Raw genomic sequence first — 18,420 nt, forward strand, 5'->3', positions numbered from 1 at the left:
GGCAGCCGGACAAGCCCATCCAGCTCGGCTTTTGCGAATATTCTGGCCCGCTGCCAAGGGGCAGACTGTGAACTGACTTTTGGGAGATTCCAATGAGACAGTTCATCAGGCGGCAGCGCGGCCAGGGCATGGTCGAGTATTTAATTATTGTGGCTTTGGTCGCGGTGGCGGCCATTGCGGTGTACCAGTCCTTTGGTCAGGTGATTCGCAATCAGACCGCGGCCATGGCCAAGGAACTGGCGGGGGAGGATGGCTCCGAGCAGACTCAGCAAGCGCAATCTGCCGCTTCTGCTGCGGCCGCTCAAGGCAGTGCCAAGAGCCTGAAATCCTTTACGGGCAATGCGCAATGAGGCCGCCCAACCGACCACAAGAGGGGGCGGCATTGGCCTGGGGCCTGATCGCGCTGGCACTTCTGTCTGTCGCCTGGGGCGGCTACTTTCATGTGAACCAGATTGCCGAGCAGCAAGGGCGTTTGTCCCTGGCGCTGGATGCGGCTGCCTATGGTGCGGCCACCGAGCAGGCACGTACCTTGAACTTGCTGGCTTATATCAATCGGGCGCAGTTGGGGCATCAACTGGCTTTGGGTCATTTATTGACCTTGGCAACATGGGACAGGGCAGCGCAAACCCAGTCCGGGCAAGCGCGTAGGGCGAATCCGCCTGTGCACTTGGTCGCCATGATGTTTGGTCCTGCACATGGACTGGCGTATACCCAGGCGCGATCGGCTGGAGACAATCAGCAGGCTTTGGAGCAGGCTTTCCAGGCCCATCAGCGTTTGATTCATGACGTGCTGGCGCAGGCCCAAGAGCAATTGGTAGAGGGGTTACCGCAACGGCGACAAACCATTATTCAGGCGACCTTGGATGGCAGTTTGTCGGATTGGCCGGCTCAAGCCATCCGCTGGCAGTTTGAGCAGGACGACTGGCCGCAGTTTCTGTTGCTACAGTCCGGACAAGCCCAGTGGCAGTCGGGCTTGGCGCATCTGGTGTCTTTATACGGGTTTCTGGCCCCACGGGATTACGAGGCTCGCTCTTATCCCGGTGTCGATCGGCGTTGCCCTTTGTGGCAGCATCGTTTGCGTCGTGCTGGTCGTACCGAGTTTGACCGTTCGGGCCGCTGGCATTCCAACGATACGCAGTCCATGCATATGGTTCGCTCCAACCGTTGGATAGGCTGTTATTTCCGTGAATATGCCATGGCGTGGGCCTTGCAAACGCCAACTCATGCGTCCGGAATTGATGCGCCAGACGACTTTTCAGGGCAGAGCTTCTGGAAGTGGGCGCTGGAGCAGGGCAATAGCTCTTTGCTATCGGCTCAAGGCAATACAGTGGCGCAATCCTGGGCGCGGCGAGATGCCAGACCCTGGAGTCAAAGGTCATGGGTAGACGGGTATGCCTTGGCTGATTCTGAAAAGAGCGCAGGCCCCGATCTGGTGCTGACATTACAGGCCCAAGGCCATTTGGGACAAACCGTTCATACACGGGCGGCGGCGCAATCATTTTTCTCCCTGCCACCGGATAGGGCAGATTCCGGTGTGGATGCCAAGCCCAGCCTGTTTTTGCCCTTTTGGCAGGCACGGCTGATGGATGCAGGAGGCCGCCAATTATGAACACGCGACAAAAAGGGATCGCACTGGTCGAGGCCTGTTTGCTGGGTATGGTGTTGGGCCTGATGGTGATGGCGGGACGTTGGCTGATGCAGCAGCAGTATCGCTTGCAGCAAATGCAGCAGAGTACACACTTGAGCCTGTTCACGCACGATGCCCATGGCAAGCCAGTTCCAGCAGCGAGCAGCCCCGTTCAAGAAGCAGTACCGACCCGTTTTTCGGAGTCGCCGATAGCGACAACCCAGCCCTTGCAATGGGAGCTTTTGAGCTTGCGCAGTGGATTCTGGACGGCACAGTCGCGTGTTTCCATTCCGTGGCCGCGTTGGCTGGCAACTCTGTCCATCAAAACACAGTTGCAGCGCCAATCCCGGCTGTGGGCGGCTGCGGGGCAGGCTAACAGTACACAACAAACACGTCAGCGTTTGGAAAACAGTACGACTGCTTGGGGTGAGGCCATGGCCTCAAGCCGGCCCGCTGCCAGAGAAACGATACGGCAGGCAGGGCCTATGGACGCGGCCTGGGGGCGGACACGAGCCGATTTGGATTGGCTGAGCCGGTGGCAGGATTACGTGCCGGATCATGGATCCAAGGAGCGGCCATGAGACAGCTGCTTGCCTTGCTCTTGCTGTTTTTCTTGATGTTCAGCCCTGTGCCGGCTAGAACGCAGCCCTTGCTCCTACCTTTGCAGGATTCCCAAGTTCAGTGGGATCAAGGGCAAATGGCACAGACCGATGTTGGACCTGTGTATAGCTGGGGACTGAGCACAGACCTGGATGCGCAGACCTTGGCTTCTCGTTTGGAGCCATTCTGTGGAGCTCATTACGGCGCAATCAGATTGGAAGGGCAATGGGTATTTCTGCGTGCCAAAGATGGCAGGAATTGCGTTTTGTGGTTGGAGGATTTACAGGCCTCGACCTTGTCGGGTTTGTTAAGTGTTTCCGAACACAGTCAGCCTGTTTCCCCCTCATCGGTTTGGTCAGCGCCACCCGTTGCTGGTGCCGTCCTGTGGCAACACGAACAGCCAGGGCAAGTGCAAAGTTGGCTGTTGAAGGCCGAGCCTGGGTGGCAAGCCGATTTGCGTCGCAAGGACTGGGGAGGCGAGGCGGGCGAGCGTTATTGGCGCAAAGGCCCGGCCGAGCTGGATGTCATGGAGCTGGAGCATGAGCAGCAGCGCTACTTGCTCTTGATCTGCCGTGCCTGTGGAAAGGAGGCCTCATGATTCGGGCGAAATTCTTGTGGCTATGCCGTCATCCCAGCGCAGGGTTTGGCCTGCTGGCCTTGGTGGCTGGTTTGATGGCAGCCGGGACCAGCAGCCGTTACTTGGACCGGCAGGAAGAGGCTCTGCGGCAAGCGGCGCATCGTGTGCAATTGGATAGGGTGGTAGCCGCCTCCAGTCTGACAGCGGGGACGGTGTTGCAGGCGGAGCATTTGGCCGCCCGCGCCTTTCCTGCCGAACTGGTGCCTAGTGACAGTTGGGATGTGGCGCAGTTTGAGAGTCTGCTGGGGCAAGTGCTCAGCCAGCCTTTGCGGGCAGGGGATTTGATCAGCAAGGCGCATGTGCAGGAGGTCAGCAGTCCATTTTCACAGCAATTGCTCTCTGGCAGGCGTGCCCTGACTGTGCCGGTGGATGCGATCAGTTCGGTGTCGGGGTTGATCCGGCCAGGAGATCTGATCGATATCTATGTCAGTTTTGATGATCGGCAGCGGCGGGTAACGGCCCCCTTGCTGCAGTCTGTTCTGGTTCTGGCGACCGGACAAAGATCGGGTGAAGGCTCGACCACGGCCAGATTGGATCAGGACGTCTACAACACCTTGACCCTGGATGTAGGCCCGGACGATGCCTTGAAGTTGCTGGCAGCCAGGCAACATGGTCGCATCAGTGCTTTGCTGCGCAATCCGGATGACCATACACCCCATCAGGCTGCCGTGCGGGGTGAGCTGGCTGACATTCTGGGTCTGGGGCCGGGTGCAAGGCCCAAACAGCCTGTACAAGTTTTGTACGGCAACAGACCGGCAGGGCAACTTGGCCAGACAGAAGTGGAGCGTCTGGGTTGGCTGGATATGCCGGACGGCCTTTCTGTGGGGCAGCAGCCATGAGCAAAAATCGCTATTGGTGTAGGCGGGCCGCTGTGAGTTTGCTGTCTGTTGCCCTGTGTAGTGCAACTTTGCAAAGCCAGGCCCAGGGCTTGGGGCTACAAGTCGGTGAGTTGATGGTTCTGCCTGACACGCAGGTGGAGCGGGTGGCGGTCGGCGACGGTGATATTGTTCACGCTGTCACCACGGAATCGGGCGAGTTGATTCTGTTTGCACGCAAGACGGGCAGCACGGTGGTACAAGTCTGGTCCCATTCCGGGCAAAGCCAGTCCTACCAAATTGAGGTGTCGCCAGAAAATCATAGGCAAACCTTGGCGGAGCTACGAAGTTTGCTGGAACGCATTCCCGAGTTACGCATCAGCGAACTGGGTGGCAAGCTGGTGTTGGAAGGAGAAGGTTTAAGTGATCAGGACAAGCAACGCATTCAGGCATTAAGTCAGGAGCATCCTCAATTGCTGGATTTCACGCAGCAGGACGGTTGGGAACCGATGGTCTTGCTGGATGTGCAGGTAGTGGAGGTGCCGCGCAACAGTCTGCGAGAGCTGGGAGTGCGTTGGGATGGGAGCTCTCAGGGTGGTTTGAGTATGGGCGGTGCCTGGGATGCGTCTACTCATCAGTTTTTGGACAGGCCAGGTGAAGCTGTTTTGCCTTTGGCGTTTCCTGCCAAGCAGGGGGCAGCGTTCTTTGGTGTTGGCGCCTTGATGTCTGCTCGCGTTCAGGCCATGGCACAGGAAGGACATGCGGTTGTACTGGCGCAACCGCAGCTATTGGCACGCAGTGGTTCTCAAGCCGAGTTTCTGGCCGGGGGCGAGCTGCCTTACACCACCACGGACGACAAGGGAAACAGCAAGACCAGCTTCAAGCCTTACGGTGTGTCGCTGCGCATTGTGCCGCGAGTCGAGCGTGGCGGGCTGGTGCGTTCGCAGATCGAGGTGGAGGTTAGCTCCGTTGATGCCAGCCTGTCCCAACCCGCCGGGCCGTCTTTGAAAACCCGACGAGCTTCGACCGAGTTCAATGTCCGTTCAGGACAAACGCTGGTGCTGGCAGGGTTTATCTCGCGTGAAGAGTCCCGGCATGTGGATCGTCTACCGGGATTGGCCAGTTTGCCAGTGCTGGGCGCCTTGTTTCGTTCCGAACGCTTTGCCCGACAGGAAACGGAACTGGCGGTATTTGTGACGCCGACTTTGGTGGCGGCACAGCATCCTGATTTGCTGGCTCGGCAGGCGAATGCTGCCCAGTGGTTGGATCAAAGCTTTCCTGATGCTCCGCGCTTGAATACACCTGTGCGTGCCATCCCCAAGGGAGCAGGGCGAGGCACCTGGTCGCAATGGGTAGAACCTGATAGTGAGGTATTTCGTGTTGAACCTTGAGCTTGAGTCGGAGCTGGGGACGACGCGCCCCTGCACGGTCAGTTTGCCGGCCTTGATAGGGCGTGACCCGGCCTGTGATGTGGTTCTGCCGTCCTGGCGTATCGCGCGCCAGCATGCCAGTTTTCTGAAGCGGGCGGGGGCGGTGTACATCCAGGATCACGGCTCTTTGACGGGCGTACAGCTTAACGGCAAACGGGTTTATGACGATGGGCCTTTGCGCTTGGGCGATGTGCTGGTGCTGGGAGGGTTCAAGTTGCGGATTGCCGGTTTTGGGCAGAAGGTTCAGCCCAGAGTTGATATGGCCGTTTCGGACTTGGGAAACCCACCGGAAACCTCAATACCGCAGTCCTTTACGATGGAAGAACCGCGTCAGACACCACAAGGTGAGCAAGGTTTTTTCCCTCCTGGGCAAGCTGATCTTCCGGTATCCGATAGTGATCTGTTCAGACAGGAACAGCAACGCCTGCATCAAGCCTTGTTGAGTGCGTTGGAATTGGAGCGTCGAGACCTCTCCCGCGTCACAGACAAACAGTTGGAGCAGGAAGCCTTTGATTGCTTGGGTCGTTTGATCCAGGCCCAATGTGCTGTCCCCAAGCATGAGCAAGCCAGACTGCAAGCCAGTGTTTGTGCCGAAGCGGTGGGTTTGGGCCCTCTGGAGCCTTTACTGGCTGATGCCTCGGTCTCGGAAATTATGGTCAATCATTATGACCGGGTGTTTGTTGAGCAGGCGGGGCGGCTCCAGGCCCATCCTCTGGTGTTCAGCAGCGAGTCGGCCTTGCGTGCGATTATTGATCGCATCCTGGCTCCCTTGGGTAGACGGCTGGATATCAGCTCGCCCGCAGTGGATGGGCGCTTGGCCGATGGCTCGCGTTTTCATGCGGTACTGTCGCCCATTGCGGTCAAGGGAACCTGCGTGACCATACGCAAGTTTCCCAAACGACGCCTCGGGCTGGAGGATCTGTTGCAGACGGGCAGTTTGTCGCCGGAGATGGCCGCATTCCTGCAACAGGCGGTGCAGCGACGCTGCAATATTCTGGTTTCGGGTGGAACCGGGACAGGCAAAACGACTTTGCTGAACGTGCTTAGCACCTGCATTGATTCAGGTGAACGAATCGTGACCCTGGAAGACGCGGCCGAGCTGCAGTTGCAGCACAGTAATTGGGTGGCTTTGGAGTCCCGACCCGCGAATGCAGAAGGTCAGGGGCAGGTCGATATACGGAGCCTGTTACGACAAGCCTTGCGAATGAGGCCAGACCGGATTGTGGTGGGGGAGTGCCGGGGCGCAGAAGCTTTCGATATGTTGTCGGCCATGAACACCGGCCACGAAGGCTCGATGGGGACCTTGCATGCGAATACGCCTCGCGATGCTTTGTCCCGCCTGGAAGGGATGGTGTTGATGGCAGGTCTGGATTTGCCTTTGCTGGTTGTGCGAGAGCATATCGCGCGGGCCTTGCACATTATTGTGCAATTGAGCCGCTTACCTGATGGCAAGCGTTTGGTGCACGAGATTGTGGAGGTGACCGGCATCGAGGCGCAGCGTATTCAACTGCAAACCTTGTACAGTTATCGCCCGGAGTTTGGCTTTGCTGCCAGTGGCTTGCGTTCCGAGCATGTTTCGCCTGCAGAGAGGCAAGCATGAGATTTCTCAGTATTTTGCTGATTGTCTTGGGTACCACTGCGTTGGCCTATGTATTGCTACGTTCAGGGCAGCGTCTTGCCAAGCGTTATAGGCAGCAACTGCTCAGGCAGTCCGAGCAGAGTTTGCAATCGCATTTTGTATTTGTGCGCAGTCAATATTTGGCTTTTGGGGCCTGGGCTTTATTGCCCCTGATCTTTTTGACGGCTTGGTGGCTGATGCAGTCGTTCTGGCTGGCAGCGATGGTAGCTCTGCTGGCTGCAGTCACGCCTTTACTGGTTCTGCGCTGGATGGGACAGCGGCGCTTGGCAAGCTTACGACGACAGTTGCCTGACTTTGTTCTGTCTTTGGCCTTGAGCCTGCAAGCAGGTTTGGCCTTGCAAGCGGCTTTGCAGCAGCTGTCTCAATCTTTGCCTGCGCCCTTGGGGCAAGAGCTGCGTTTGCTATTGCGTCAGCAGCGCTTGGGGGTGAGTGCCAAGGACTCGTATCAAGACCTTCTGGATCGAGTGCCGGTGTCAGAACTGGCCATGTTGTTCAGTGCCTTGCAGATGGGCCAGAGCACGGGGGCGGGGCTAGGGGAACGCTTGAAGATACTGGCGCAAACCATTCGGGCGCGACTGACCATCGAGGACAAGATTGTTGCCTTGACCGCGCAGGCGCGTTTGCAGGCGCGCATCATGTTCTGCTTGCCGGGTTTTGTGGCGGGAGCTTTGTACCTTCTGGATGCCACGGCATTTGAGCAGGCCTGGTTCAACACATTGGGTGTTTGGGTGGCGGGGGCGCTAGTGGCCATGCTGCTGATGGGGCTGTGGTGGATGCAAGTGATCCTGCGAGGGGAGGGGTGATCATGATCACACTGATCTGGATGCTCTCTGCCTTGAGTGCAGCCTTGTTCCTGATGGCATTCCTGTGGGCTTGGCGCGGTCGTTATCTGCTTTTGCTGCAAGGCGGCAGCAGTTTGGGGCAGGCGGCCTGGCAGGCTTGGGAAGCCCCGTTTTCCAGAGCTCTGAATCTCTGCCTGTCCTTGCCTTTTATGCATGAGTGGCCTGAGCGTTTGTGGGGTTCGTATGCCAAGGAAGTACGGGGGTTTTTAAGCAAACGTGTGGCCTTGACTGGATTGCTCACAAGTCTTGTCAGTGCTTTCTTGTTGACTCAGGGAGCCTCATTGATGGAGCTTGCAGGGCTGGCTGTGACTGGCTTCTTCCTGAGCGTACTGCAAGCTATCTCACGAGGAAGAAAACTGCAGCGTCAGCATCATTTCCGTTGCCGCCGGGACTTGCCATTTTTTCTGGATCTGCTGGTGCTGGCTGTCGAGTCCGGACTGGGCTTGCAGCAAGCCTGGGCGCGTGCAACGCAGGCCCTACCGCAAGGCAGTCTGCTGATCAGCTTGAACAAGGTACAGGGCGAGGTTCGGGCGGGACGACGTTTGCCGCAAGCCATGCGCAATGTCGCTTTGAGTTTCAGGCAGGCAGAGCTGGAGGAATTGGCTTTGTCTTTGGAACTGGCACAGGACACGGGTTTGTCCTTGGCTTTGTTGCTACGCGCTCAAGCAGAAAAATTGCGTAGTCATTTGCACTTGGAAGCCGAGCAAAGAGCCCTCAAGCTGCCTGTTTATTTGCTGGCCCCTTTGGTCGTGTGCATTTTCCCTTGCACGTTTCTGGTGATTGCGATGAGCCTGCTAGGCCCTTGGCTGGCAGGGGGAGGCTAGGGCGATGTCTATCTCAGTACTGATCAAACAGCCGCTGCAACAGGTGCCACAGCAGCCCTTGTATCTGTTCGACGCCAATACTTTCTGGGCCCGTTGGCGTGGCTGGAAGGCATTGCCACAGAACAAGAGTTTCGCAGTTGCGGTGTGGCTGCGGCCTTGTAGGGCGGTGCACCTATGGGGAATGCGGCAGGCTCTGGATATCTGCTTTCTGGATGAGGGTGATCAGCCCTTGAGGTTTTGTCCGGCTGTACCTGCGGGAGCGATACGTTGGCACAGAAAAGCCAGATCGGTACTGGAGGCGCCGGTCACTTCTCTGTCGGGGCCGGAGCAGTTTTCGCCCTGGGCCGCCGCCCTGCAGGAAATACGTCAAACAGGGGGCGGGGTATGGCTGGACCGGGCTTAGCCTTGTGCGGCGTCGCGCATCGGATCACCAAACACGCTGCGGTAAGCCGGGTAGAAGCTGGCGTACAGGATGGCAGCCATCGCCAGATTGATAGGTGTCAGCACCATGGTGGCCGTGCCTGGACTTAAACCCGCTCCCAGCAGCAATTCGCCCAGAGTCTGGATGGCGAAGAAGGCAGCCGCCCAGCATAGGCCGTACAGCAGGAAGGCGGCCTTGTTGCGCCAGCAAGCCACCATGGAAAAGAACAGGGCTTGCTTGACCGGGATGGCATGCCAGCCTACCAGGGCGGGAGCGTGCCAGAACAGGGCGGACAGGCCCAGGTACAGCACGAAGAACAAAATGATGGGCTTGCGAAAGGCCGCCATGACTTCCTGTGGAGTGGCATTGCTGTTGTCCATCAACTGGGACAGCTCATTCACAAAAGGGAAAGTCGCCACAAAGCCGACGACCAGGCAGGCCAACAAGTAAATGATGCCCAGTTTGATCAGGCGGTTGCGTACCGGGGCGGGCTTCAAGGGCTCGGTCCACATGCCCAGGCGAATGACCTCGCCCTCATGAATGCGGCGACAGGCATTCTGAATGATAAAGGTCATGGTCGGGACCAGTACGATCAGTACCATCTGGCCGATGATGGGGAAAATATTGCTCAGATTGATCAGGATGGAGGTGATCAAGCTCCAGAAGAACAGAGCAGCCGGTTGCAGCTTGAACAAGCGCAATCCTTCCTGAATCCAGTACCACCCGTAAAGAAAGGGGAGCTTGGCAGCTTGCATATCAGTATCCGTGTTTATCGAGGGAGCGCCGGTACAGCATGGTCGCGACGCTGGCGCAGCACACGCTCAAAGTGCCGCGGGTCATGCGGCTTGAGGGTTTGAGCGGGGCGGGGCAGATAAAAGTCGTACAGGCGCGAGATCCAGAAGCGCAGCGCGGCGGCCTGAATCAGTATAGGCCAGGCGCTGTGCTCGGCTTCGGTAAAGGGGCGCACCTGGGCGTAGGACTCCAGCCAAGCCTGGGCTTTTTCCAGGTTCAGGGCACCGCTCAGGCGGTCGATACACCAGTCGTTTACGGCAACGGCCACATCAAACAGCCAGGTGTCGCAACCGGCAAAGTAAAAGTCGATAATGCCGCCCATCTGGGGCGCTTCCGAGGTGCCGGCAAACAGCACGTTGTCGCGGAACAGGTCGCAGTGAGCCGGGCCTTGTGGCAAGGCGCGATAGGTGTCGCTGTCGGCAAAACGGCTTTGCTCTTGCAAGACGGTCTGGATAAGCTCGGACTGGCTCTCGTCCAGAAAGGGCAGAACCTGGGGAACGGTGGCTTGCCACCAGCTCAGGCCGCGCAGATTGGGTTGTTCCAGAGGGAAGTCCTGCGCAGCCAGGTGGGCCTGAGCTTGTGTACGGGCGATCTGGCGACAATGTTCAACCGTGGGCTCGGGCTCGTAACCACCACGCAGGCGCGTCACAATCGAGCACGGCTTGCCGTGCATGACACAGATGCGTTTGCCATCGCGGCGGGTCATGGGCTCGGGCACTGGGACACCTTTGGCGGCCAGGTGGTGCATCAGCTCGATATAGAAAGGCAGTTGTTCCAGCGTCAGGACTTCAAACAAGGTCAGAACGTACTCGCCCTGGGTGGTGCTCAGAAAGTAATTGGTGTTTTCAATGCCGGCGGTAATGCCACGTAAGGAAACAAATTCGCCAATTGTGTATTGTTCCAGCAGTTCGCGGGCGTCAAGTTCGCTGACAGAAGTAAAAACAGCCATGCTTTCAGTGAGGGTCCGGTTGTTGGCGCACTATCAGGCGCGCAAGTATGTCAAACGGCCGATTTTAGACCAGTGCGCCCGCTTTTTGGAGCCTTGCGGCGATTTACCGCGCTTTATCTTCATCCTGTGGTCGGCTGAAACCATTAAAATGGGTGTTTTCCCTTTTTCACCAAGCCTGAAATCAGGCTATTTGCTCCCTGTTTATGACTAATTTTGTGATGCCGGACAGCCAGATGTGGCGTTTGAGTGTGGCGCCCATGATTGATGTGACTGACCGCCACAGCCGCTTTTTTCATCGTCTGCTGGCGCCGCGCGCTTTGCTGTTTACTGAAATGATCACCACGGGTGCACTGACGCACGGCGATCAGGCACGTCATCTGGATTTTGATCAGGCGGAGCATCCAGTTGCCTTGCAACTGGGGGGCAGCGACCGGGACGCCTTGGTGACCAGCGCTCTGGCAGGTGAAAAGTGGGGCTACGACGAAATTAATCTGAACTGTGGCTGCCCCTCGGAGCGGGTTCAAAAAGGCGCTTTCGGTGCCTGTTTGATGAACGAGCCGCAATTGGTGGCAGACTGCGTCAAAGCCATGCAGGACGCGGTCTCTGTGCCCGTGACGGTCAAGCACAGGCTGGGGCTGGATTACAACGAGTCCTACGACTTTGTGCGGGACTTTGTGGGGATTTTGTTCGAGTCCGGGTGTCGAGTCTTTACGGTTCATGCCCGCAATGCGGTCTTGAAAGGCTTGTCGCCCAAGGACAATCGGGAGATTCCGCCTTTGCGCTATGACATGGCCATGCAGTTGAAAAAGGACTTTCCTGAAGCACTGTTCATCTTGAACGGTGGCATTCAGGAGCCGGATCAGGCGCTAGCGCTGGAAGAACAGTTCGATGGCGTGATGCTGGGCCGGGCAGCCTGGCATACGCCAGCGGTATTAAGCGAGATTCATCGTCGCCTCTGGCCCGAGCATCCCTTGATGGACGAGGACGCTGTGGTGGAGCAGATGATTGCTTATGCCCGGCACCATGTTCAGGCGGGTGTGCCGTTACGCATTGTGATCAAGAGCATGTTGGGCTGGCCGCACGGCAAGAAGGGCGCACGTCAGTGGCGTCGTACCTTGTCAGATCACCATTGGTTGGCCAAGAACGATCCAGGCCTGCTTGCGCAGGCCTGGGAAGAATTGCAACGCCGTCAGTAAAGGCGGCCAGATCCAGGGGATCAGGATGCGCTGGCTTGCTCGGAATCGGTAGGCCAGTCGCGGATGTAGGCTTTGAGCATATTGTTCTCGAACTGCTGGGCGTGAACAATGGCGCGGGCCATATCAAAGAAGGAAATAACTCCCATCAGCACGGGACCGTCCATCACGGGCATATAGCGTGCGTGGTTGTTCAGCATCAGGCGCTGTACCTCGTCGGCGCTGGTGTTGGGGGTGACGCTGACAGGGGCGTCATCCATGATGCTGCGCACCGTAAAGCCCTGGGCCTTGTCGCCCTGAGCGTGCCAGTGGCGAATGATCTCGCGAAAGGTCAACATACCCACCAACTGACCATGCTCCATGATCACCAGCGAACCAATATCCAGCTCGCTCATGCTCTGTACCGCTTTTTCAACGGTCATTTCGGGGGTGCCTGTATAAAGCGTGTCTCCCTTGACACGCAGGATTTCACTGACTTTTAGCATACTGGGTCTCCTGACCGGGATCGGCGTTTAGTATGGCTGGTTGTCCTGTCAGAATGCCTTGTGGCGACTCAAACAGTTCTTCCAGATTGGATAGTCGCTGATCGAAAAACTGAGAAAGATAATTGAATACATATTCTAGCGGACCCTCGTGGGTATGGGCGCGGTCCAGCAGAAATGCCTTGGTAAGTTGTTTCAGGCTGACCTGACGCAGATCGCAACTCAGTACCCACTGTTCGTCATTGTCTTGCTGGGTATCAGCAATCAGTCCCATGGACTTGAGCTTGCATAAAATGCCGTAGAGCTCGTCCGGGTCGCGTTCCAGCTTGTGGCTGAGTTCACGTACGCTAAGTCCCTGCTGGCTCTGACGGTTCAGCCACAGCTGGTAGAGCAGGTTCACGGCATCGGTAAAGGCGATGCCGGGCACATTGGTCTTGACCCAGTTGCGGCCACGCCAATCGGGCAAAATGGCCACCATGGAAGCGCCCAACAGGACGATCAGCCAGGAAATGTAGATCCACAGCAGGAAGATCGGCAGGATGGCAAAGGCGCCGTAGATAATCGTGTAGGTGGGAAAGCGGGTCAGGTAAAAGGCGAAACCGGCTTTCATCAGCTCCAGCAAGGCGGCGGTGACTACCCCGCCAATCAGGGCGTCGCGCCACCATACGCGGCGGTTGGGCACGTACATGAACAGCGCTGTCAGCCCCAGGGCCGTAAACAGGAAGGGGACGTAAGACAGGGCAAAGGTCACTATGCCGGACAAGTCGCCGATATAACCCAAGGACTCCCTGGCCAGAATGGTCGTAGCCCACAGGCTGGCACCGGTCAGAATCGGGCCCAGCGAAATAATGGCCCAGTACACCAGCAGGCGTTGTCCCAGTGGGCGTTGCACGTGTACCTGGAAAATATTGTTGAAGGTCTCGTCAATGGTCATGATCAGCATGATGGACGTGACAATCAGGAACAAGCTGCCTACCGCCGTCAGGCCTGACGCTTTGGAGGCAAACTGGTTCAGATACAACATGATGTTTTCTGACACCACTTCGGGCATCAGGTTACGGGTCAAAAACCCTTCCAGGGCACTTTCAAATTCCTGAAACAGTGGAAAGGCCGTGAACAGCGCCAGCACCACCGTCAGCATGGGGACAATGGCCAGGATCGTGGTGTAGGTCAGGCTGGAGGCTACCTTCATCAGATCTTTTTCGGCCACCCGCTTGATGGCAAAGCGCGCCACACTTAAAAAGTGATGTTTGGCAGTGGGGGCGGGCGAGGGCTCCTGCCGGGATACAGGATCGGTGTTATCTGGGTTCAAGTCTGTTTGTTCAGCTTGCTCAGAGGGCATAGGGAAGTTCTCGTCGTTTTTCATAGCGGTTTGATGCGGCGGACGCTGCTTTTCGACAGGGTTCAGGTGATAATAACAGCATGCATGAACCTTTAAACCCCATACTTCATCGAGTGGCGGCCCTGGCTTTGGTCGCCTTGATTGCTTTGTGCCTGGCCTGGGAGCTTCATTTTGCGCCCCTGAAACCCGGCGGCTCCTGGCTGGTGCTGAAAGTGATTCCTTTGGTGCTGCCGCTGCGCAGCGTGCTCAAGGGCAATTTATATACCCTGCAATGGACGTCCATGATGATTCTGCTGTACTTCGCGGAAGGGGTCATGCGTGCCTGGTCGGACCCGGTGGCTGAAGTCATGCCCTGGGCGATTGCAGAGATTGTTCTGTCCCTGATTTATTATTTCTGCGCCATTTTTTATCTCTGGCCTGCCAAGAAAGCAGCCAAGCAGCGCAGCAAGGCCGAAAAAGCCGAGGCTGCCAAAGCCGCCAAATCGGCCTAAGGGGGTCTGTATGTCCAGCTTGTTCGATGGCCTGGCCATCAGTCACCATTTTGCGGATTTGCCCTCGGCTTTCCATACGGCGGTTCCTCCGCAACCCCTGGCCAATTCCCGCCTGCTGCACGTCAATAAGGAATTGGCGGCGCAATTGGGCCTGGATGTCTCCCGTCTGGGGGAACAGGAATTTCTGGATGTAGTCAGCGGCCAAGCCCCCTTGCCGGGTGGCCTGACGGTCTCGGCTGTATACAGTGGTCACCAGTTCGGTGTCTGGGCAGGACAGTTGGGCGATGGCCGTGCGCATTTGCTGGGGCAAATCGATACCCCCACGGGCCCGCAGGAATTGCAGTTGAAGGGCGCCGGCAAAACCCCGTATTCCCGTATGGGCGATGGCCGTGCCGTGCTGAGATCCAGTGTGCGCGAATATCTGGCCAGTGAGGCCATGGCCGGTTTGGGCATTGCCACCAGCCGGGCCTTGGCCCTGGTCACTTCGGATACGCCTGTGTACCGGGAAACCGTGGAAACGGGCGCGATTGTGACACGTGTTGCCCCCAGTTTTGTGCGTTTTGGCTCGTTTGAACATTGGGCCAACGACGCAAGCCGTGTGCGTGAATTGTTGGACTATGTGCTGCGCGAGTTCTATCCGGAACTGCTGGTCGAAGGCGATTCGGAGCAGGAGCGCGTCTGCCGCTTCTTGCAGGAAGTGACGCATCGCAGCGCAGAAATGGTGGCCGACTGGCAGACTGTCGGCTTTTGCCACGGCGTCATGAATACTGACAATATGTCCATTCTGGGCCTGACCATTGACTACGGTCCGTACGGCTTCATGGACCGATTCCGTGTGAATCACGTCTGCAATCACAGCGATAATCAAGGCCGTTATGCTTGGAATGCACAGCCAGCGATTGTGCATTGGAACTTGTATCGCCTGGCCAGTGCCTTGATGGTGCTGGATCCAGATGTGGATGCGGTGAAAGAGCGTTTACAAACCTTTGAAGCCAGTTTTCTGAAGCGCTATCACGCCAACTTGCAGGCCAAGTTCGGCCTGCGTACCTGGCAAGCAGATGATGCGCAACTGGTCGATGATTGGTGGCGCTTGCTGCACAACAGCGGGGCGGATTTCACCTTGTCCTTCCGTGCTCTGGCACAGGCCAGCAAGGCACCCGAGGCTTTCCTGAGCCTGTTTGAGGGTTCCGAAGATCAGGCCCAGGCATGGTGGCAAGCCTATAGCCAGCGTCTGAAGCTGGACGGTTCCGACACGCCAGAGCAGCGCGAGTCCATGAATCGCGTCAATCCTTTGTATGTGCTGCGTAACCATTTGGCCGAGCAGGCCATCCAGGCTGCTGCCAAGGATGACGCCAGCGAAATTGACACCTTGCTGAAGCTGCTGCGCGACCCATACACCGAGCGGGCCGGTTTTGAGGCCTATGCCATGCCGCCGCCAGAAGGCAGTGCGGAGCTGGCCGTCAGTTGCTCTTCCTGAAAGACCGGGCGCGGTGCAGGGCATGTCCGGATTCGGGAACAATGCCATAATCGTGCCTGTCTTTTATTTTTCCTCATTTCTTTGCGTTCACTTTCTCTATGTCCGGCAATACTCTAGGTAAAAGCTTCCGCGTCACGAATTACGGCGAATCTCATGGTCCAGCGATTGGCGCAGTGATCGACGGCTGCCCTCCGGGCCTGGAGCTGTCTGAACAGGATATTCAGTTTGAACTGGATCGCCGCCGTCCTGGCACCTCGCGCCACGTGACTCAGCGCCGTGAGCCGGATCAGGTGGAAATTCTGTCCGGTATTTACGAAGGTCGTACAACTGGCACCCCCATTAGCCTGCTGATTCGCAACTCCGATGCGCGCAGCAAGGATTACGGCAATCTGCTGGATACCTTCCGTCCCGGTCATGCGGATTACACCTACTGGAAGAAGTTCGAGAACCGCGACCCGCGTGGTGGTGGTCGCTCTTCAGCTCGCCTGACTGCGCCTACCGTGGCGGCCGGTGCAATTGCCAAGAAATGGCTGGCCGAGCACTTCGGCGTGAAGATTCGCGGCTATATGAGCCAACTGGGTCCTATCTCTATTCCTTTCAAAAGCTGGGATGTGGTCGAGCAGAATCCCTTTTACGCGCCAGACCTGGACGTGGTGCCGCAGCTGGAAGCCTATATGGACGAGCTGCGTAAAGAAGGCGAATCCATTGGTGCCCGCATTGAAGTCGTGGCCGAAGGCGTGCCTGCAGGTTGGGGTGAACCTATATATGACCGTCTGGATGCTGATATCGCCCATGCCATGATGGGATTGAACGCGGTAAAAGGCGTGTCCATTGGCGCTGGCTTTGATTGCATTACGCAAAAAGGCTCGGAGCACGGTGATGCGCTGTACCCCGATGGTTTCAAGACCAACCAGGCCGGTGGCGTATTGGGTGGTATTTCCTCCGGGCAGGCCGTGACGGTTTCCCTGGCGATCAAGCCTACTGCCAGCATCCGTACCATGCGTCCTTCCGTGAATCGAGCCGGTGAAGCGGTTGAGGTGCAGACACTGGGCCGTCACGATCCTTGTGTGGGTATTCGTGCCACGCCGATTGCCGAAGCCTTGCTGGCCATTGTGTTGATGGATCATTGTCTGCGTCATCGTTCGCAGTGCGGCGTCTGAAACTGAGGGTTTGCGCAGGACCCTAGCACTTCATTTTCTTGTCAGGTTTGTTTTTTGGAGCTGAGCATGAAAGGTATTGCGAAAGGAAAACGCCTTTTGGCGGCGGGTTTGATACTGGCCATGACGGGCTGTGCCACGGTGCAGACGACGGAAAGCGGGACGGTAGGTGTCGAGCGCAAACAATTCATCTCCAATCTGGTGTCCGAGGCCGAGCTCAATCAGGCGGCGGCCCAGAATTATGCTCAGGTCTTGTCCCAGGCTCGGCAGCAAAAGGCGCTGGATACCGATGCGGCCCAGACTCGTCGGGTCAAGTCCATTGCCCAACGCCTGATCGATCAAGTCGGTGTTTTCCGTGCGGACGCCCGCTCCTGGAATTGGGAAGTCCACGTCATCAATGAGGACGAAGTTAATGCCTGGTGCATGCCGGGCGGCAAGATGGCGGTTTACAGCGGCTTGATCAAACGGATTCAGCCAACGGACGCGGAACTGGCTGCTGTCATTGGGCATGAGATTGCTCACGCCTTGCGCGAGCATTCGCGTGAGCAGGTATCCCAGAAAATGGCGACTTCTTTCGGTTTGACGGTGCTCTCCGCCCTGACTGGTGTGCAGGCTGTGAACGATTTGGGCGGTACGCTCAGCGAAGTCATGTTTGAACTGCCTAACAGCCGCACTCACGAATCCGAGGCCGATCTGATTGGTGTTGAGCTGGCTGCGCGTGCAGGCTACGACCCGCGTGCTGCGGTTACCTTGTGGCAGAAGATGGGGGCCCTGGAGCAGGGCAGAAGTCAGCCGGAGTTCCTGTCTACTCACCCGGCTTCCTCAACCCGTATTGCGGATTTGCAGGCGATCTCGGAACGGGTCATGCCTTTGTATCAGCAGGCGGCCAAACCGTGAAAGACCGGCGTTAGAGGTACTACATTCGAAACGAAGAACGTCCTTAATATTGAGGACGTTTTTGTGCCATGGTTCTGGCACTTGGTTTTGCTAAGTTGTGCTCAAGCCGAGCCTTATTCATGCCCGCCTGGTAATCAGTGAACTCGATATTTCGGCCACCGCTTTCCCAAGAATCAAATGCTGTTCAGGATCAAGGTGAACGCCATCGACCTTGCTGGAGCTAATGACACTGCCAGCATCAAAGAAATGGCAGTTCACTTCCTCGCACACCTGACGATAGGCGAGCGCCAACCCGACACATTTGTGTTCGCCGCCCTGGAACTTCGGTGCGATAGGTCCTTTCGGGGTTTGAATGGCAGGTGGCGCCACGACCAGTATCGGGGGTATGGGCATGCCCGGCTCAATCGCTGCGCAGCGGATGGTGGATACCAGCGCCAGGATGCCTTGTGATGAATGCCATGCATTGTGTTCGTGCATGGACTGAAAGTCATTCGTCCCCAGCATCAGGATGACCAGATCAAGAGGGGAATGGATTTCAATCCGCTGTGCCAAGCCTGTTAATCCATTGCGTCCAGGCTTGAAAGGGTCGTCCCATACGGTTCGTCGTCCATTCAAGCAGTCTTCAATAACCCGGACTTTCTGGCCTGCGGCGCACAGCACAATCTCCATGACACCTGGCCAGCGTTGCTCGAAAAGCAGGCGCTTTCTGCTTGCAGGAATAATTCCCCATGACAAGGAATCAGAGTAGACAAGAATGTGTTTCATGACTGCTCCATAGCGTTTTTCCAGATACTTTATACCGTAG

Annotated in this window: 21 protein-coding genes; 16 read left to right on the forward strand and 5 right to left on the reverse strand. The window is 57.2% G+C overall.

Annotation, left to right across the window (positions count from 1 at the left end):
- Nucleotides 1-92: 92 nt before the first annotated feature.
- From D0C27_RS01840 to D0C27_RS01885, 10 genes are all read left to right on the forward strand, one after another.
- Complete coding sequence (locus D0C27_RS01840) at nucleotides 93-350, forward strand: hypothetical protein (protein ID WP_009462197.1); 258 nt, start codon at nucleotides 93-95, stop codon at nucleotides 348-350.
- Nucleotides 347-1,609: a hypothetical protein gene (locus D0C27_RS01845; RefSeq protein WP_137430278.1), complete on the forward strand. Its 1,263-nt coding sequence runs from the start codon at nucleotides 347-349 to the stop codon at nucleotides 1,607-1,609. The genes D0C27_RS01840 and D0C27_RS01845 overlap by 4 nt, the downstream gene beginning before the upstream one ends.
- A complete protein-coding gene (locus D0C27_RS01850) occupies nucleotides 1,606-2,208 on the forward strand; it encodes a pilus assembly protein TadE (protein WP_137430279.1) in 603 nt (200 codons plus the stop codon). Before D0C27_RS01845 ends, D0C27_RS01850 begins: the two co-directional genes overlap by 4 nt.
- A complete protein-coding gene (locus D0C27_RS01855) occupies nucleotides 2,205-2,825 on the forward strand; it encodes a hypothetical protein (RefSeq protein ID WP_137430280.1) in 621 nt (206 codons plus the stop codon). The genes D0C27_RS01850 and D0C27_RS01855 overlap by 4 nt, the downstream gene beginning before the upstream one ends.
- Entirely contained in the window at nucleotides 2,822-3,703 is an 882-nt protein-coding gene (cpaB, locus tag D0C27_RS01860) for a Flp pilus assembly protein CpaB (RefSeq protein ID WP_137430281.1), read from the forward strand. Before D0C27_RS01855 ends, cpaB begins: the two co-directional genes overlap by 4 nt.
- 68 nt (nucleotides 3,704-3,771) lie before the next feature.
- On the forward strand, nucleotides 3,772-5,070 hold the full coding sequence (locus D0C27_RS01865; RefSeq protein ID WP_137431497.1) for a type II and III secretion system protein family protein: 1,299 nt from the start codon (nucleotides 3,772-3,774) through the stop codon (nucleotides 5,068-5,070).
- Nucleotides 5,060-6,709, forward strand: coding sequence for an ATPase, T2SS/T4P/T4SS family (locus D0C27_RS01870; protein WP_137430282.1), 1,650 nt, complete (start codon nucleotides 5,060-5,062; stop codon nucleotides 6,707-6,709). Before D0C27_RS01865 ends, D0C27_RS01870 begins: the two co-directional genes overlap by 11 nt.
- Nucleotides 6,706-7,551: a type II secretion system F family protein gene (locus D0C27_RS01875; RefSeq protein WP_009462183.1), complete on the forward strand. Its 846-nt coding sequence runs from the start codon at nucleotides 6,706-6,708 to the stop codon at nucleotides 7,549-7,551. Before D0C27_RS01870 ends, D0C27_RS01875 begins: the two co-directional genes overlap by 4 nt.
- Nucleotides 7,552-7,553: 2 nt before the next feature.
- Nucleotides 7,554-8,414, forward strand: a complete 861-nt coding sequence (locus tag D0C27_RS01880) for a type II secretion system F family protein (RefSeq protein WP_240688286.1) — start codon at nucleotides 7,554-7,556, stop codon at nucleotides 8,412-8,414.
- Nucleotides 8,415-8,418: 4 nt separating this feature from the next.
- Nucleotides 8,419-8,817, forward strand: a complete 399-nt coding sequence (locus tag D0C27_RS01885) for a hypothetical protein (RefSeq protein WP_035272824.1) — start codon at nucleotides 8,419-8,421, stop codon at nucleotides 8,815-8,817.
- On the opposite strand, the gene D0C27_RS01890 is transcribed toward D0C27_RS01885, so the two are convergent.
- Both D0C27_RS01890 and D0C27_RS01895 read right to left on the reverse strand, forming a co-directional pair.
- Nucleotides 8,814-9,590 (reverse strand): BPSS1780 family membrane protein, encoded by a 777-nt coding sequence (locus D0C27_RS01890; protein ID WP_026483380.1) that lies wholly within the window; start codon nucleotides 9,588-9,590, stop codon nucleotides 8,814-8,816. The genes D0C27_RS01885 and D0C27_RS01890 overlap by 4 nt on opposite strands.
- Nucleotides 9,591-9,604: 14 nt before the next feature.
- Entirely contained in the window at nucleotides 9,605-10,576 is a 972-nt protein-coding gene (locus tag D0C27_RS01895) for a homoserine kinase (RefSeq protein ID WP_021446523.1), read from the reverse strand.
- A gap of 22 nt (nucleotides 10,577-10,598) precedes the next feature.
- On the opposite strand from D0C27_RS01895, the gene D0C27_RS01900 reads away from it, so the two are divergent.
- Both D0C27_RS01900 and dusA read left to right on the forward strand, forming a co-directional pair.
- Complete coding sequence (locus tag D0C27_RS01900) at nucleotides 10,599-10,787, forward strand: hypothetical protein (protein ID WP_137430284.1); 189 nt, start codon at nucleotides 10,599-10,601, stop codon at nucleotides 10,785-10,787.
- Nucleotides 10,780-11,772, forward strand: a complete 993-nt coding sequence (gene dusA / locus D0C27_RS01905) for a tRNA dihydrouridine(20/20a) synthase DusA (protein WP_240688287.1) — start codon at nucleotides 10,780-10,782, stop codon at nucleotides 11,770-11,772. The genes D0C27_RS01900 and dusA overlap by 8 nt, the downstream gene beginning before the upstream one ends.
- A 20-nt stretch (nucleotides 11,773-11,792) precedes the next feature.
- Here dusA and D0C27_RS01910 read toward each other — a convergent pair whose 3' ends face one another.
- Entirely contained in the window at nucleotides 11,793-12,254 is a 462-nt protein-coding gene (locus tag D0C27_RS01910) for a CBS domain-containing protein (protein ID WP_009462173.1), read from the reverse strand.
- Nucleotides 12,238-13,593: a YihY family inner membrane protein gene (locus tag D0C27_RS01915; protein WP_240688288.1), complete on the reverse strand. Its 1,356-nt coding sequence runs from the start codon at nucleotides 13,591-13,593 to the stop codon at nucleotides 12,238-12,240. Before D0C27_RS01915 ends, D0C27_RS01910 begins: the two co-directional genes overlap by 17 nt.
- Before the next feature lie 80 nt (nucleotides 13,594-13,673).
- Between D0C27_RS01915 and D0C27_RS01920 the strand changes: the two genes are divergently transcribed.
- From D0C27_RS01920 to D0C27_RS01935, 4 genes are all read left to right on the forward strand, one after another.
- Nucleotides 13,674-14,084, forward strand: a complete 411-nt coding sequence (locus D0C27_RS01920) for a DUF2069 domain-containing protein (protein WP_009462169.1) — start codon at nucleotides 13,674-13,676, stop codon at nucleotides 14,082-14,084.
- 10 nt (nucleotides 14,085-14,094) lie between these two features.
- The gene (locus D0C27_RS01925) at nucleotides 14,095-15,561 is read left to right on the forward strand and encodes a protein adenylyltransferase SelO (protein WP_137430286.1); all 1,467 of its coding nucleotides are present in this window, start codon (nucleotides 14,095-14,097) and stop codon (nucleotides 15,559-15,561) included.
- Between the two features lie 98 nt (nucleotides 15,562-15,659).
- On the forward strand, nucleotides 15,660-16,721 hold the full coding sequence (gene aroC / locus D0C27_RS01930; RefSeq protein ID WP_035272817.1) for a chorismate synthase: 1,062 nt from the start codon (nucleotides 15,660-15,662) through the stop codon (nucleotides 16,719-16,721).
- A 66-nt stretch (nucleotides 16,722-16,787) separates the two neighbouring features.
- Nucleotides 16,788-17,615: a M48 family metallopeptidase gene (locus D0C27_RS01935; protein ID WP_083053437.1), complete on the forward strand. Its 828-nt coding sequence runs from the start codon at nucleotides 16,788-16,790 to the stop codon at nucleotides 17,613-17,615.
- 117 nt (nucleotides 17,616-17,732) lie between these two features.
- Here the strand turns inward: D0C27_RS01935 and D0C27_RS01940 are convergent, their stop codons facing one another.
- Nucleotides 17,733-18,380 (reverse strand): SGNH/GDSL hydrolase family protein, encoded by a 648-nt coding sequence (locus D0C27_RS01940; protein WP_137430287.1) that lies wholly within the window; start codon nucleotides 18,378-18,380, stop codon nucleotides 17,733-17,735.
- Between the last annotated feature and the right edge of the window lie 40 nt (nucleotides 18,381-18,420).

The organism is Alcaligenes faecalis, from assembly GCF_005311025.1.
Classification (GTDB): Bacteria; Pseudomonadota; Gammaproteobacteria; order Burkholderiales; family Burkholderiaceae_B; genus Alcaligenes; species Alcaligenes phenolicus.

Coding starts and splice junctions, on each gene's coding strand:
- D0C27_RS01840 (WP_009462197.1), top strand. CDS start 93: ATGAGACAGTTCATCAGGCGGCAGCGCGGCCAGGGCATGGTCGAGTAT.
- D0C27_RS01845 (WP_137430278.1), top strand. CDS start 347: ATGAGGCCGCCCAACCGACCACAAGAGGGGGCGGCATTGGCCTGGGGC.
- D0C27_RS01850 (WP_137430279.1), top strand. CDS start 1,606: ATGAACACGCGACAAAAAGGGATCGCACTGGTCGAGGCCTGTTTGCTG.
- D0C27_RS01855 (WP_137430280.1), top strand. CDS start 2,205: ATGAGACAGCTGCTTGCCTTGCTCTTGCTGTTTTTCTTGATGTTCAGC.
- cpaB (WP_137430281.1), top strand. CDS start 2,822: ATGATTCGGGCGAAATTCTTGTGGCTATGCCGTCATCCCAGCGCAGGG.
- D0C27_RS01875 (WP_009462183.1), top strand. CDS start 6,706: ATGAGATTTCTCAGTATTTTGCTGATTGTCTTGGGTACCACTGCGTTG.
- D0C27_RS01880 (WP_240688286.1), top strand. CDS start 7,554: ATGATCACACTGATCTGGATGCTCTCTGCCTTGAGTGCAGCCTTGTTC.
- D0C27_RS01885 (WP_035272824.1), top strand. CDS start 8,419: ATGTCTATCTCAGTACTGATCAAACAGCCGCTGCAACAGGTGCCACAG.
- D0C27_RS01890 (WP_026483380.1), bottom strand. CDS start 9,590: ATGCAAGCTGCCAAGCTCCCCTTTCTTTACGGGTGGTACTGGATTCAG.
- D0C27_RS01895 (WP_021446523.1), bottom strand. CDS start 10,576: ATGGCTGTTTTTACTTCTGTCAGCGAACTTGACGCCCGCGAACTGCTG.
- dusA (WP_240688287.1), top strand. CDS start 10,780: ATGACTAATTTTGTGATGCCGGACAGCCAGATGTGGCGTTTGAGTGTG.
- D0C27_RS01910 (WP_009462173.1), bottom strand. CDS start 12,254: ATGCTAAAAGTCAGTGAAATCCTGCGTGTCAAGGGAGACACGCTTTAT.
- D0C27_RS01915 (WP_240688288.1), bottom strand. CDS start 13,593: ATGCCCTCTGAGCAAGCTGAACAAACAGACTTGAACCCAGATAACACC.
- D0C27_RS01920 (WP_009462169.1), top strand. CDS start 13,674: ATGCATGAACCTTTAAACCCCATACTTCATCGAGTGGCGGCCCTGGCT.
- D0C27_RS01925 (WP_137430286.1), top strand. CDS start 14,095: ATGTCCAGCTTGTTCGATGGCCTGGCCATCAGTCACCATTTTGCGGAT.
- aroC (WP_035272817.1), top strand. CDS start 15,660: ATGTCCGGCAATACTCTAGGTAAAAGCTTCCGCGTCACGAATTACGGC.
- D0C27_RS01935 (WP_083053437.1), top strand. CDS start 16,788: ATGAAAGGTATTGCGAAAGGAAAACGCCTTTTGGCGGCGGGTTTGATA.
- D0C27_RS01940 (WP_137430287.1), bottom strand. CDS start 18,380: ATGAAACACATTCTTGTCTACTCTGATTCCTTGTCATGGGGAATTATT.